General features: G+C 60.9%; 12 protein-coding genes. 9 read left to right on the top strand and 3 right to left on the bottom strand.

Annotated features, from left to right (window positions below):
• Positions 1-21: 21 nt before the first annotated feature.
• Together astA and TU81_RS10420 are read left to right on the top strand one after the other, a co-directional pair.
• Positions 22-1,056 (top strand): arginine N-succinyltransferase, encoded by a 1,035-nt coding sequence (gene astA / locus TU81_RS10415; RefSeq protein WP_038983980.1) that lies wholly within the window; start codon positions 22-24, stop codon positions 1,054-1,056.
• 227 nt (positions 1,057-1,283) lie between these two features.
• Positions 1,284-2,153, top strand: a complete 870-nt coding sequence (locus TU81_RS10420) for an isocitrate lyase/PEP mutase family protein (RefSeq protein ID WP_048394936.1) — start codon at positions 1,284-1,286, stop codon at positions 2,151-2,153.
• A gap of 215 nt (positions 2,154-2,368) precedes the next feature.
• On the opposite strand, the gene TU81_RS10425 is transcribed toward TU81_RS10420, so the two are convergent.
• Both TU81_RS10425 and TU81_RS10430 read right to left on the bottom strand, forming a co-directional pair.
• On the bottom strand, positions 2,369-3,610 hold the full coding sequence (locus tag TU81_RS10425; protein WP_048394938.1) for a M20/M25/M40 family metallo-hydrolase: 1,242 nt from the start codon (positions 3,608-3,610) through the stop codon (positions 2,369-2,371).
• 289 nt (positions 3,611-3,899) lie between these two features.
• Complete coding sequence (locus TU81_RS10430; protein WP_048394940.1) at positions 3,900-4,973, bottom strand: diguanylate cyclase; 1,074 nt, start codon at positions 4,971-4,973, stop codon at positions 3,900-3,902.
• Positions 4,974-5,172: 199 nt separating this feature from the next.
• Between TU81_RS10430 and TU81_RS10435 the strand changes: the two genes are divergently transcribed.
• The 5 genes from TU81_RS10435 to hglS all read left to right on the top strand — a co-directional run bounded on the left by TU81_RS10435 (position 5,173) and on the right by hglS (position 11,531).
• Positions 5,173-6,099 (top strand): alpha/beta fold hydrolase, encoded by a 927-nt coding sequence (locus TU81_RS10435; protein WP_038983986.1) that lies wholly within the window; start codon positions 5,173-5,175, stop codon positions 6,097-6,099.
• 144 nt (positions 6,100-6,243) lie between these two features.
• Positions 6,244-7,743, top strand: coding sequence for a glycolate oxidase subunit GlcD (gene glcD, locus TU81_RS10440; protein ID WP_038983988.1), 1,500 nt, complete (start codon positions 6,244-6,246; stop codon positions 7,741-7,743).
• Positions 7,743-8,792, top strand: a complete 1,050-nt coding sequence (gene glcE, locus TU81_RS10445) for a glycolate oxidase subunit GlcE (protein WP_038983990.1) — start codon at positions 7,743-7,745, stop codon at positions 8,790-8,792. Before glcD ends, glcE begins: the two co-directional genes overlap by 1 nt.
• A gap of 1 nt (position 8,793) precedes the next feature.
• Complete coding sequence (gene glcF / locus TU81_RS10450) at positions 8,794-10,011, top strand: glycolate oxidase subunit GlcF (RefSeq protein ID WP_038983992.1); 1,218 nt, start codon at positions 8,794-8,796, stop codon at positions 10,009-10,011.
• A 128-nt stretch (positions 10,012-10,139) separates the two neighbouring features.
• Positions 10,140-11,531: a 2-oxoadipate dioxygenase/decarboxylase HglS gene (gene hglS / locus TU81_RS10455; protein ID WP_038983993.1), complete on the top strand. Its 1,392-nt coding sequence runs from the start codon at positions 10,140-10,142 to the stop codon at positions 11,529-11,531.
• 157 nt (positions 11,532-11,688) lie between these two features.
• Here hglS and TU81_RS10460 read toward each other — a convergent pair whose 3' ends face one another.
• Positions 11,689-12,366 (bottom strand): type 1 glutamine amidotransferase domain-containing protein, encoded by a 678-nt coding sequence (locus TU81_RS10460; protein WP_038983994.1) that lies wholly within the window; start codon positions 12,364-12,366, stop codon positions 11,689-11,691.
• Between the two features lie 101 nt (positions 12,367-12,467).
• Between TU81_RS10460 and TU81_RS30275 the strand changes: the two genes are divergently transcribed.
• Complete coding sequence (locus TU81_RS30275) at positions 12,468-12,641, top strand: hypothetical protein (RefSeq protein ID WP_156877865.1); 174 nt, start codon at positions 12,468-12,470, stop codon at positions 12,639-12,641.
• 126 nt (positions 12,642-12,767) lie between these two features.
• Positions 12,768-13,283 (top strand): Hcp family type VI secretion system effector, encoded by a 516-nt coding sequence (locus tag TU81_RS10465; RefSeq protein WP_007900657.1) that lies wholly within the window; start codon positions 12,768-12,770, stop codon positions 13,281-13,283.
• Positions 13,284-13,374 lie beyond the last annotated feature (91 nt).

The raw sequence follows: 13,374 nt of genomic DNA on the forward strand, positions 1-13,374 counted from the left end.
GCGCGAAGAAGGAGCTGCATCATGATTGTCCGCCCGGTTCAAGTCACCGACCTGCCCGCCCTGCTGGATCTGGTGCAACGGGCCGGCCCCGGGTTCACCACCCTGCCGGCCAGTGAGGAACGCCTGACCCACCGAGTGCGCTGGTCTCAGCGCACCTTTGCCGAACAGGTCGAGCGTGCGGACGCCGATTACCTGTTCGTGCTCGAAGACGACGATCAACAAGTGGTCGGCGTCAGTGCCCTGGCGGGAGCCGTCGGCCTGCGGGAGCCCTGGTACAACTACCGGGTCGGACTGACGGTCAGCTCGTCGCCGGACCTGGGTATTCAGCGCCAGATCCCTACGTTGTTCCTGAACAACGAAATGACCGGCCAATCGGAAATCTGTTCGCTGTTTCTGCGACACGATCAACGTCACGGCAATAATGGTCGACTGCTGTCGCTGGGTCGTCTGCTGTTCGTTGCCGAATTCCCCCACCTGTTCGGCGACAAGCTCATTGCCGAATTGCGCGGCAGTGCCGACGAACAAGGCTGCTCACCGTTCTGGGACAGCCTGGGCCGGCACTTCTTCAAGATGGATTTCAGCCATGCCGATCACTTGTCGGGGCTGGGCAGCAAAGCGTTCATCGCCGAACTGATGCCGCGCCAGCCGCTCTACACCTGCCTGCTCACCGAACAGGCCCAAGCGGTGATCGGCAAGCCGCACCCGAACACTGAGCCTGCCCTGAAGATTCTCACTGCCGAAGGGTTTACTCATAAGGGTTACATCGACATCTTCGACGCCGGCCCGGTGATCGAAGCCCCGGTGTCGAAAATCCGCACAGTGCGCGACAGCCAGTCGCTGGTGTTGGCCATCGGCACACCCGACGACCAGGCGCCAGTGTGGCTGATCCACAACCGCCGCCTGGAAAACTGCCGCATCACCACTGCCCAGGCGCGAATGGTCGGTAATAGCCTGATCGTCGACCGGCTCACCGCCAAACGCCTGCAACTGCAACCCGGCAACTCGGTCCGCGCCGTGCCGCTGCGTAACCAACAGCGGCAGGCGGTGGCGGCGTGATCGGAAAAGATCGCAGCCTGCGGCAGCTCCTACATCATTCTTTACCCGCTCGCATCGATCGTTGAACATCCTGTAGGAGCTGCCGCAGGCTGCGATCTTTTGATCTTGCATCCCTAGGCCGGCAAATTCGTCATCATTCTTTACCCTTCCCCGTGATAGCCTTTTGTTCCTTCGGCGTTGACACTTTTGCTCAAGCCCTTCCATTCCTTTGTATTGGTGGAACTCATATGTCCAGGCTGTCACATCAAGATTTGCGCCGTAATTTCCGCCAACTGTTCGCTTCCAACGCCTGCTATCACACCGCATCGGTCTTCGACCCCATGTCGGCACGTATCGCCGCTGACCTGGGTTTTGAAGTGGGGATCCTCGGTGGTTCGGTTGCGTCGTTGCAGGTGCTGGGTGCCCCGGACTTTGCGTTGATCACCCTGAGCGAGTTCGCCGAGCAAGCTACCCGCATCGGCCGCGTGGCCCAATTGCCGGTGATCGCCGACGCCGACCACGGCTATGGCAACGCGCTCAACGTCATGCGCACCATCGTCGAACTCGAACGCGCCGGCATCGCCGCCCTGACCATTGAAGACACCTTGCTGCCCGCGCAATTCGGCCGCAAATCCACTGACCTGATCGGGGTCGCGGAAGGCGTCGGCAAGATCCGCGCGGCTCTGGAAGCCCGGGTCGACTCGGAAATGGCGATCATTGCGCGGACCAATGCCGGGATCCTGCCAGTTCAGGAAATCATCAGCCGCACCCAGCAATACCAACAGGCCGGGGCGGACGGAATTTGCATGGTGGGCGTGCGGGACTTCGACCACCTCGAACAAATCGCCGAGCACCTGAGCGTGCCGCTGATGCTGGTCACCTACGGCAACCCACTGCTGCGCGACGACAAACGCCTCGCCGAACTGGGCGTGCGCGTCACCATCGACGGCCATGGTGCGTACTTTGCCGCGATCAAGGCGACTTACGACAGCCTGCGCGAACAACGACAGATCTTTACTCAGGCGTCGGACCTGAGCGCCACTGAACTGACTCATACCTATACGCAGCCTGAGGATTACATTCGTTGGGCGGAGGAATACATGAGCGTCAAGGAGTGAGGGTTCGGCTGAAATGATGGTGTGGCATCTTCCCCTGATGCCGGTAAGTTAAGGCGCAGAACCTGTGGGAGCGTGGCTTGCCCGCGAAGAACGATGACGCGTAATACCTGAAAAACCGCGGCGCATTCTTCGCGGGCAAGCCACGCTCCCACAGGATTTTCGTCGCTCAAATTTCTTAGCTTACCTGCACCTGCATGGGAGGGTGATCTAGCCGATTACTTCTTGGTCAACTCCATAATCATCCGCGACAACAGATAAATCCTCGGTGCCACGCTCTCGACCTCGGCGTATTCCTCGGGCGTATGGATATTCCCGCCGACAATCCCGAACCCGTCCAGCGTCGGTGTACCCACCCCGGCCGAGAGGCTGGCATCCGCCGCCCCGCCGCTGCCTTCTTCCGTCAACTTGCGGCCAATTTCGCCGTAAATCCCTTGGGCTATGGCCATCAAGCGATCCGACTCCGCCGTTTGCGGCATCGGCGGCAAGCCGCGTTTAAGGGTGGTAGTCACTTCAGTCTCGGAAATCAGTTTGTCTTTCGAGACCCGCGCCAGATCCTTTTCGATCCGGTCGAACTCTTCCGGCACCGCTGCCCGCACGTCAGCCTTGGCGGTGGCCTGATCCGGAATCACGTTGGTGCGGTCGCCAGCGTTAAGCACGGTGAAGTTGATGGTGGTTTTCTTTTCTGCATCGCCCAGTTTGCCGAGTTGCAGAATCTGGTGCGCGGCTTCCATGGCCGCGTTACGCCCCAGTTCCGGCGCGACGCCAGCGTGAGATGCCTTGCCTTTGACCTCGACCAAGGCGGTGGCGCTGCCTTTGCGCCATACCACCAGGCCATCGGCCGGGCGACCCGGTTCGAGGTTGAGGGTCACGTCGTGGGCCTTGGCGGTTTTCTTGATCAGGTCGGTGGCGACGTCCGAGCCGGTTTCTTCGCTGGCGTCGAGCAGGAAGGTGATTTGCGCATAGTCCTTGAAATCGAGGTTTTTCAGGACTTTCAGCGCATAGATCCCGGCGACGATGCCGCCCTTGTCGTCCATCACGCCCGGCCCGTAAGCGCGACCTTCCTTGATCTGGAACGGGCGCGCGGCGGCCGAGCCTTCCTTGAACACGGTGTCCATGTGCGCCATCAGCAGGATTTTCGCCGTACCAGTACCTTTGATAGTGGCCAGCACATGGTTGCTCTTGTCCGGGGTGTTGGGCACGAGTTCGATGGTGGCGCCGAGTTTCTTCAACTCTTCAATGGCGATGTCACTCACCTGGGTCAGGCCCGGTTCATAGCCGGAGCCGGAGTCGATATTCACCAAGCGTTCCAGCAGTTTCAGGGCTTCACCCTTGTACTGTTCGGCATCGGCGAGGACTTGTTTATGGGGTTCGGCGAAGGCTGAGGGGGTGAAGGCGCCGAGGGCGAGGGTCAGGCCGAGGCTGGTGGCCAGGAGGGAGCGAGAGCGTTTGAACGTCATGAATCGATCCTTGTTTCGTGTCGGGGTCGAAAATACCCTACCTGACTACGACACAAGGCTCTACACCGGATGCGACACATACAAACCTGAATGACCACGAATCCCCTGTGGGAGCGGGCTTATGTGGCGAGGGGGCTTGCCCCCGTTGGGGAGCGAAGCGCCCCTAAAACCAGTCACCGCAATCTTGAATTAGACAGCGGTGACTGGTTTTACGACTGCTTCGCAGTCGAACGGGGGCAAGCCCCCTCGCCACATAAGCCCGCTCCCACAGGGATTCGTGGTGATTGGGTTACACCGAATCGAGCAACGCTTTATGCGGCTTACCATCGCCGTGGCAAATGACGCGGTTGCGGCCGGTGGTCTTGGCTTCGTAGAGCGCCTGGTCGGCGTCGTTGAGCCACAGGGTCGCGTCGTCGTGGGCCGGGTTGAAGGCTGCCAGGCCGATGCTCAAACTGACTTTCAACGCCGGGTTCTGCTCGTAACCCAACGTGGCGAAACGATCACGCAGCGCATCCATCGCCACGGCCGCGCGGTCCAGCGGCAGGCCTGGCAGCAGCACGCAGAATTCGTCGCCGCCATAGCGCCCGGCGACATCCGCGGCACGCAGGTTCTGCTTGAGCATTTTGCTCAGCCGACGCAGAACGATGTCCCCAGCGACATGGCCGTAGGTATCGTTGATGGTTTTGAAATGGTCGATGTCGATCAGCGCAATGGCCCCGCCCTGCTGCTGGCGTTGGCAACGCTGAAACTCGATTTCCAGTTGATCTTTCCAGGCACCGTGATTCAGCAGGCCGGTCAGGCTGTCGGTGCGGCTGAGCGCCAACAGTTCACGCTTGTGTCGGCCAAGGGTATGGGCCTGACGAAAGCAGATCCAGCCCAGCGCCATCGGATAAATCGACAGTAAAGGCAAACAGGCGTACAGCTGCATCGGACTGGTTTGCGGGACAAAAGCCGGCATGAACACCAGCAGCCCGAGGCCAATCCCGAGCAGTTGCGCGACGGCGCCCTTCAACAGAAAACGCAAACCGCCGATGGCTACGTTGTTCATCGCCATCATCGACAGGGTCGCCGCGCTGGGCAGCGGATTGAACTGCATGGCGGCCACCCAGAAACCGCCGAGAAACGCGTCCACCAGGATGTTGCGGTGTTCGGCACGAAAAGGAATTTCCGCCCGACGCGCCCACTGATAGGCCACATGCGGCCAGAGCAGCCCGTTGAGCAGCATCACCCCCCAGACCCAAGGCGCCGGGTTGAGTGGGTACATCCCTGCGCCGACACACAACAACCCAAGGGCCAGACCCAAGGTTCGCGACGCATACAGCCTCCTGGCCAGTGAAAGTCCCTTTCCTCCTTTTTTTTCCATAGAGGCCTCTAGCGGAGCCTGACAACACACGGGTTGAAAGTGTGTTAGGAAGTCTATCAGGGCAGCGGCAAATAGCCATCACCGGTTGGCGGTCTGAATAGCATGACCTCCCCATGAGCTGAATGCCCACTGTTTGGTCTATACATGAAGGGAAGGATCGATAAACAACCTGCCCTGATCACTGCAAAGGAATAGCCTGATGCTTTTGTTGGTTGTCACTATCGCCGTCTTCGTGGCCTGGAGCTGGTTGAGCTACCCGGCCATCGGTTACTGGCTCTATGACTTGAACATGGCGCTGGAGGCCCGGCTGTACCGGTTGCACAAGATCGTCGTGCCAATCCCTGAAATGACCGTTTCGACCTGGCAAGGCGGGCCTTACGAAGCCTCCAGCAGCGTGCTGATGCTGCACGGCTTCAGCGCCGACAAGAACATCTGGCTGCGCTTCGCCCGACATTTTGTCGACGACTACCGGGTGATTATTCCTGACCTCGCCGGCCATGGCGAAACCGGCTTCAAGGCCGGCGGTGGCTATGACATTCCGGTCCAGGCCAAACGATTGATCCAGTTGCTCGATATCTGTGGGGTCGAAAAGGTGCATGTGATCGGCAACTCCATGGGCGGCTACATCGCGGCGTGGCTGGCGGTCACTTACCCGGAGCGCATTATCTCGCTGGCGCTGCTCGACCCCGCCGGCGTCACCGCCCCGGAGCTCAGCGACATGGAGCGACACCTGGCCCGCGGCCACAACCCGTTCTTGATTCATTCCCGGGAGGAATTCCAGTATTTCTACGCCATGACCATGGCCTCACCGCCATGGGTGCCGGGGATCGTGCTGGACGCCGTCGCCCAACGCTATGAACAGCAGCGCGACGAGTTGGAAGAAATCTTCAGGGACTTTCACGCCAGCCCGCCGATGGAGCCGAAACTGCCCGACATCAAATGCCCGGCGCTGCTCCTGTGGGGGCGCAAGGACCGCTTGATCGACGTCAGCAGCGTACCGGTCTGGAGCAAGGGCATCGCCGATCTGCAGGTGGAAATCTGGGACGGTGTCGGCCATATGCCGATGGTTGAACAACCGACCAATACGGCGCAGTTGTACCGGGAGTTTTTGGAAAGGAAAAACTGATGAGATCCCTTGTGGTAAAGGGGTCTCCCCCCTGTAGAAGCTGCCGCAGGCTGCGATCTTTTGACTTTGCTTTATAAAGGCAAGATCAAAAGATCGCAGCCTGCGGCAGCTCCTACAGGGGGATTTCGCGCTGGGTGGTGAACGATGAACATTCTTTACGACGAACGCATCGACGGTGTTCTGCCCAATGTAGACAAGGCTGCGTTACTCAAGGCCTTGCAGCAGGAGGTGCCAGACCTGGACATTCTCTGGCGCGAAGAAGAACTCAAACCCTACGAATGCGACGGTCTGTCGGCCTATCGCACCACGCCGATGCTGGTCGCCCTGCCCCGGCAGCTGGAGCAAGTGCAGGCGCTGCTCAGGCTCTGTCATGCCCGTAACGTGCCGGTGGTGGCGCGCGGGGCCGGCACCGGGTTGTCCGGCGGTGCACTGCCGTTGGACAAAGGCGTGCTGCTGGTGATGGTGCGGTTCAACAACATTCTGCAGATCGACCCCGCCGCCCGTACCGCACGGGTTCAGCCGGGTGTACGTAACCTGGCGATTTCCCAGGCAGCGGCGCCCTTCGGCCTGTATTACGCGCCGGACCCGTCCTCGCAAATCGCCTGCTCCATCGGCGGCAACGTCGCGGAAAACGCTGGTGGCGTACATTGCCTCAAGTACGGCCTGACCGTGCACAACCTGCTGAAACTCGAAGTATTGACCCTTGAAGGCGAACACCTGACCCTCGGCGCCGATTCGCTGGACGCGCCGGGCTTCGACTTGTTGGCGTTGTTCACCGGGTCCGAAGGCTTGCTGGGGATCATCACCGAAGTCACGGTCAAACTGCTGCCCAAACCCCAAGTCGCCAAAGTCCTGCTGGCGAGTTTCGATTCAGTGGAAAAGGCCGGTCGCGCGGTGGCCGAGATCATCGCCGCAGGGATCATTCCCGGTGGCCTGGAGATGATGGACAACCTGGCAATCCGTGCCGCCGAGGATTTCATCCATGCCGGTTACCCGGTGGACGCCGAAGCGATTCTGCTGTGCGAACTGGACGGTGTCGAAGCTGATGTCCACGACGACTGCGAACGAGTCCGCGAGGTGTTGCAAACGGCCGGCGCCAGCGAGGTGCGCCAGGCCCGGGACGAAGCCGAACGCGTGCGGTTCTGGGCCGGGCGCAAGAACGCCTTCCCGGCAATTGGCCGCCTCTCGCCGGATTACTACTGCATGGACGGCACCATCCCCCGCCGCGAATTGCCTGGTGTGCTCAAGGGCATCGCCAGCCTGGCGCACGAGTACGGCTTGCGCGTGGCCAACGTTTTCCATGCCGGCGACGGCAATATGCACCCGCTGATCCTGTTCGACGCCAACCAGCCCGGTGAACTGGAACGGGCCGAAGCCCTCGGCGGCAAGATCCTCGAACTGTGCGTGAAAGTCGGCGGCAGCATCACCGGCGAACATGGCGTAGGCCGGGAGAAAATCAATCAGATGTGCGCACAGTTCAACAGTGACGAGTTGACGCTGTTTCATGCCGTCAAAGCCGCGTTCGATCCAAAAGGCCTGCTCAACCCCGGCAAGAACATCCCGACCCTGCACCGCTGCGCGGAATTCGGCGCGATGCACATCCACGCCGGGCAACTGCCGTTCCCTGAGCTGGAGCGTTTCTGATGCCGGACTTCGATGCCAGTGAAGCCCTGCTGGAGCAGGTCAAGCAGGCGCGGGAAAACGCCACGCCGCTGCGCATTCAGGGCGGTAACACCAAGGCGTTTCTTGGCCGTGAAGTGGCCGGAGAAATACTCGACACCCGCGCCCATCGCGGCATCGTCAGCTACGACCCGACGGAACTGGTGATCAGCGTTCGCGCCGGCACGCCGCTGAGCGAACTGTTTGCCGCACTGGACGCAGCGGGGCAAATGCTGCCCTGCGAGCCACCGTCGTTCGGCGAAGGCGCCACTGTTGGCGGGATGATCGCCGCGGGACTGTCCGGGCCGCGGCGCCCGTGGTCCGGTTCGGTGCGGGATTTTGTCCTCGGTACCCGGGTGATCAGCGGCCTCGGCACCCACCTGCGCTTCGGCGGTGAAGTGATGAAAAACGTCGCCGGCTACGACCTCTCGCGCCTGATGGTGGGCAGTTATGGCTGCCTCGGGGTGCTGACCGAAGTCTCGCTCAAAGTGCTGCCCAAACCCCGGCAATGCTTGAGCATCAGCCTGGACATCGACTGCGCCCGCGCCTTGGCCAATCTGGCGCAATGGGGCCAGCAACCGCTGCCCATCAGCGCCGCCAGCTACGACGGTCAGCGTTTGTATCTGCGACTGGAAGGCGGCGAAGGTTCGGTCACGGCCGCCCATCAACGGCTCGGCGGCGAACCCTTGGACTCCGGTTATTGGGCCGACCTGAACGAACAACGACTAGACTTTTTTAATGAGGGCTTGGCGCTGTGGCGCTTGTCATTGCCCAACAACCTCGGGCCTTTGGACTTGCCCGGTGAGCAACTGATCGACTGGGGCGGCGCGCAACGCTGGTTGAAATCCGCGGCCGACGACATTCAGTCGCGAGCCCTTGAACTCGGCGGCCACGCCACCTGTTTCAGCCATGGCGTCAGCGAAACGCCATTTCAGCCGCTGCCCCCGGCACTGCTGCGCTATCACCGGCAACTCAAGGCGCAACTGGACCCGCAAGGGCTGTTCAACCCTGGGCGGATGTACGCGGACCTTTAGCATGCAAACCAATCTCAGCGAACAGTCCAAACTACTGCCCCGCGCCGAAGAAGCGGACAAGATTCTGCGCACCTGTGTGCATTGCGGGTTCTGCAACGCGACGTGCCCAACCTATCAACTGCTGGGCGACGAACTGGACGGGCCGCGCGGGCGCATCTACCTGATCAAGCAAGTGCTCGAAGGCGCCCCCGCCACGGCCAAAGCCCAGTTGCACCTGGATCGCTGCCTGACCTGCCGCAACTGCGAAACCACCTGCCCGTCCGGGGTGGATTATCACAACTTGCTGGACATTGGCCGCGCCGTGATCGATAAAGCGGTGCCGCGCCCGGCCAGTCAGCGACTGTTGCGCCAAGGGTTGCGGGGATTGGCGCCGAATCCGAATCTGTTCAGGACTTTGCTGCAAATCGGCGCCACATTCCGGCCGTTGCTGCCAGGGGGCGTTGCGGCGAAGTTGCCCCACGACCTCCCCGCCACGGGCGAGCGCCCTGTCCCTCGGCATGCTCGCCGGGTGCTGATGCTCGAAGGCTGCGTGCAACCTGGTCTGTCGCCGAACACCAATGCCGCGACCGCGCGGGTGCTGGATCGGCTGGGGATCAGCGTGATCCCGGCGTCAGACGCTGGCTGTTGCGGCGCGTTGGACTATCACCTCGACGCCCAAGCCATGGGCCTGGACCGCGCCCGACGCAACATCGACGCTTGGTGGCCGCACCTGGAAAACGGCGCCGAAGCCATCGTGCAAACCGCCAGCGGCTGCGGCGCCTTCATCAAGGATTACGGGCATCTGCTGGAGCGCGACCCGGTCTATGCGGCCAAAGCCCAGCGGGTCAGCGAATTGGCGCTGGACCTGGTGCAAGTGCTGGCCGATGAACCTTTGGAACGGGTTTGCGCAGCCACCGACCAGCGGATCGCCTTCCATTGCCCCTGCACCTTGCAGCACGCCCAAAAACTCGGCGGCGCGGTAGAAGCCGTGCTGACGCGGTTGGGCTTCAATCTCACGGCGGTACCCGACAGTCATTTGTGTTGTGGCTCGGCCGGTACCTACTCGATCACCCAACCGGAACTGGCGCGGCAACTGCGCGACAACAAACTCAACGCCCTGGAAAGCGGCCACCCCGAGATCATCGCCACCGCCAACATCGGCTGTCAGAGCCATCTCAACAGCGCCGGACGAACGCCAGTCAGGCACTGGATCGAATTGGTGGACCACGTGCTGCGCTGACTGAGCACTCCTGCGTTGCAAGAACAGTCCTTGGCAGAATGAAGTTCGTCAGAAACTTCGTTTGTCGGCGCCGCCGAAGGCTGCGATCTTTTCCGGCATCCGTTACGTCACTGCGCCAGGAAATTTTCATGAGCCATCCGAACTTCGTCAGCCCTGACCTGATCCGCCAACGCTTCTCCAAAGCGATGTCCGACATGTACCGCGAAGAAGTGCCGCTGTACGGCGCGCTGATGGAACTGGTGGAACAGACCAACCGCCACGTGCTGGACAGCGATCCGCAAATCGCCCGACAGCTGCACAGCACCGGCGAGATCCAGCGGCTGGACCTGGAACGCCATGGTGCGATCCGCGTCGGCACCGCCGCTGAACTGGCGACCCTCGCCCGCCTGTTTGCGGTGATGGGCATGCAGCCGGTGGGCTATTACGACCTGACCCCGGCCGGCGTGCCGGTGCATTCCACCGCGTTCCGTGCCGTGCATGAGGCGGCATTGCAGGTCAGCCCGTTCCGGGTGTTCACCTCGCTGCTGCGCCTGGAACTGATCGAAGACGCCGAATTGCGGGCCTTTGCCCAGTCGGTGCTGGACACGCGCTCGATCTTCACCCCGGCGGCATTGGCCCTCATTGAGCGCGCTGAAACCCAGGGTGGCCTGACCGAATACGAGACGCAGGACTTTGTCGCACAAGCCCTGGAAACCTTCCGCTGGCACCACAGCGCCACCGTCACCGCTGAGCAGTATCAGCAACTCAGCGCCCAGCATCGACTGATCGCCGACGTGGTGGCGTTCAAGGGCCCGCACATCAACCACCTGACACCACGCACCCTGGACATCGACATTGTGCAGGCGCAAATGCCCGCCCATGGCATCACCCCCAAAGCGGTGATCGAAGGCCCGCCCCGCCGCCAATGCCCGATCCTGCTGCGCCAAACCAGCTTCAAGGCGCTGGACGAGCCCATCACCTTCACCGATCAAGCCCAGACCCGTGGCAGCCATAGCGCCCGTTTCGGTGAAATCGAGCAACGCGGCGCGGCGCTCACCCCCAAAGGCCGGGCGCTTTACGACCGCTTGCTCAACGCCGCACGGGATGAACTGAAGGATTTCCCCAACGAAGCCAATGCCGCACGCTACAACGCGCTAATGACGCAGCACTTCGGCGAATTCCCTGACACCGTCGAGGAAATGCGCCAACAGGAACTGGCGTACTTTCGCTACTTCGTGACGGAAAAAGGCCTGGCGGCAGATGGGCTGAAAGGCGCGTCGCTGGAGGATTTGCTCAAAGGCGGCTATGTGCGGGTTGAACCGCTGGTGTACGAAGACTTTTTGCCAGTCAGCGCGGCTGGGATTTTTCAGTCGAATTTGGGGGATGCGGCGCAAACCCACTATGGCGTGCACTCGAACCAACAGGCGTTCGAAAAGGCCTTGGGAAGGTCGACGATTGATGAACTGGGGTTGTATGCCGAGACGCAGCGGCGGTCGATCGAGGAGTGTATTGCAGCACTGGGTTTGAACGTTTCCGAATAGACGTGATGGCCGCAAAAAAGATCGCAGGCTCCGCCAGCTCCTACGGGGGCTGGGTACACCCGTTGCATCGCGGTTGCACAAAGGGATTGGGGCACCCGTTGCATCGCGGTTGCACACGCTCGAGGTAGGAGCTGCCGCAGGCTGCGATCTTTTGATCTTACTCCAGCTTCGCCAACAAAGCCTTGGCGACCGCTTCCGACGAGGCCGGGTTCTGACCGGTCAGCAACAGACCATCCGCGATCACGTAACTCGCCCAGTCATCTGCCTTGGAGTAAAGGCCACCATTGGCCTTGAGCATGTCTTCCACCAAAAACGGCACAACATCCGTCAACTGCACAGCAGCTTCCTCGGAATTGGTGAAGCCTGTCACCCGCTTGCCTTTGACCAACGGCTGGCCGTCCGCATCCTTGACGTGGCGCAACACCCCCGGCGCATGACAAACAGCCGCAACCGGTTTGCCCGCGTTGTAGAGCGCCTCGATCAGCGCAATTGAAAAGGTGTCTTCAGCCAGATCCCACAACGGGCCATGCCCGCCTGGATAGAAAACAGCGTCATAGTCCTCGGCCCTCACGGTGTTCAGCACCCCGGTAGACGCCAATGCGGACTGGGCAGCGGAATCCTTGTGAAAGCGATCGGTGGCCGCGGTTTGCGCGTCGGGCTCATCACTCTTGGGGTCCAGCGGTGGCTGGCCGCCCTTGGGTGAGACCAGGGTCAGCTGCGCGCCAGCGTCCTTGAAGGTGTAATACGGTGCGGCGAATTCTTCGAGCCAGAAGCCGGTTTTCTTACCGGTGTCACCCAATTGATCGTGGGACGTTAAAACCATCAGGATTTTCATGTCGTTCTCCAGTCGATGTCAGGGTTATTCAGTGATCTCGGCGCTGGGTTTGACCATCGGACAGCGCTGTTCGTTGCGCCCATTGTCGGGGGTGACGGCTCATGGCCTTGATGCGCAAGAAGTTGCGCAACTATGTCGGGGAAAAGTCCCCCAGCGACGCTGGACGCCAGGTTTATCAAGCCCTCCAGCCAAGTGCGCAAGAAGTTGCGCACCACTGCGCAACTTCTTGCGCACTTTTTCAGCTGATCTTTGCCAAAAACCTCTCCGGCGTTTGAAAAATTACCTCAACCATCTGATTTATATAGCGTTAATCATTTCTGGCACGGTCCTTGATAACAGTCAGGCACCCACCGGGCGATACCGCCTCCCGGGCACCCTAACTTTTAGCAAGGAGCACATCCATGGCTACACCAGCGTACATGTCCGTTACTGGCGAGAAACAAGGCCTGATCACTGCCGGCGCGTTCACCGCCGACTCGGTTGGCAACACCTACCAGGAAGGTCACGAAGACCAGGTCATGGTTCAGGCTTTCAGCCACGACGTGATCATCCCGCGCGACCCACAGTCCGGCCAACCGACCGGTCAGCGTGTACACAAGCCAGTCGTGATCACCAAGGTCTACGACAAGTCCTCGCCACTGCTGCAAGCGGCGCTGACCTCCGGCGAGCGCATGAGCGAAATCGTTATCCAGTGGTACCGCACTTCGGCTCAAGGCACCCAAGAGCATTACTACACCACCAAACTGGAAGACGCGATCATCGTCGCCATCAACAACAAAATGCACAACTGCCAGGATCCGTCGAACTCGCACTTCACGCACCTGGAAGAAGTGCAATTCACCTACCGCAAAATCACCTGGACCCACGAAGTATCCGGTACTTCGGGTTCCGATGACTGGCGTGTTCCAGTCGCTTAATCGCGGCTGACGGTTCCAAACATCGGCCAGCTCTGCTGGTCGATGTCATTTGCGTCTTCCAAGAATTTTCGCGTCCGCAAGCGCCCGTTTG

Source organism: Pseudomonas lini, assembly GCF_001042905.1.
Classification (GTDB): Bacteria; Pseudomonadota; Gammaproteobacteria; order Pseudomonadales; family Pseudomonadaceae; genus Aquipseudomonas; species Aquipseudomonas lini.

Bases quoted from the DNA above. Each gene is read 5' to 3' on its own strand.
- TU81_RS10465 (WP_007900657.1), top strand. From the start codon at position 12,768: ATGGCTACACCAGCGTACATGTCCGTTACTGGCGAGAAACAAGGCCTG.
- TU81_RS10430 (WP_048394940.1), bottom strand. From the start codon at position 4,973: ATGGAAAAAAAAGGAGGAAAGGGACTTTCACTGGCCAGGAGGCTGTAT.
- glcF (WP_038983992.1), top strand. From the start codon at position 8,794: ATGCAAACCAATCTCAGCGAACAGTCCAAACTACTGCCCCGCGCCGAA.
- glcD (WP_038983988.1), top strand. From the start codon at position 6,244: ATGAACATTCTTTACGACGAACGCATCGACGGTGTTCTGCCCAATGTA.
- TU81_RS30275 (WP_156877865.1), top strand. From the start codon at position 12,468: ATGGCCTTGATGCGCAAGAAGTTGCGCAACTATGTCGGGGAAAAGTCC.
- TU81_RS10420 (WP_048394936.1), top strand. From the start codon at position 1,284: ATGTCCAGGCTGTCACATCAAGATTTGCGCCGTAATTTCCGCCAACTG.
- hglS (WP_038983993.1), top strand. From the start codon at position 10,140: ATGAGCCATCCGAACTTCGTCAGCCCTGACCTGATCCGCCAACGCTTC.
- astA (WP_038983980.1), top strand. From the start codon at position 22: ATGATTGTCCGCCCGGTTCAAGTCACCGACCTGCCCGCCCTGCTGGAT.
- TU81_RS10425 (WP_048394938.1), bottom strand. From the start codon at position 3,610: ATGACGTTCAAACGCTCTCGCTCCCTCCTGGCCACCAGCCTCGGCCTG.
- TU81_RS10435 (WP_038983986.1), top strand. From the start codon at position 5,173: ATGCTTTTGTTGGTTGTCACTATCGCCGTCTTCGTGGCCTGGAGCTGG.
- TU81_RS10460 (WP_038983994.1), bottom strand. From the start codon at position 12,366: ATGAAAATCCTGATGGTTTTAACGTCCCACGATCAATTGGGTGACACC.
- glcE (WP_038983990.1), top strand. From the start codon at position 7,743: ATGCCGGACTTCGATGCCAGTGAAGCCCTGCTGGAGCAGGTCAAGCAG.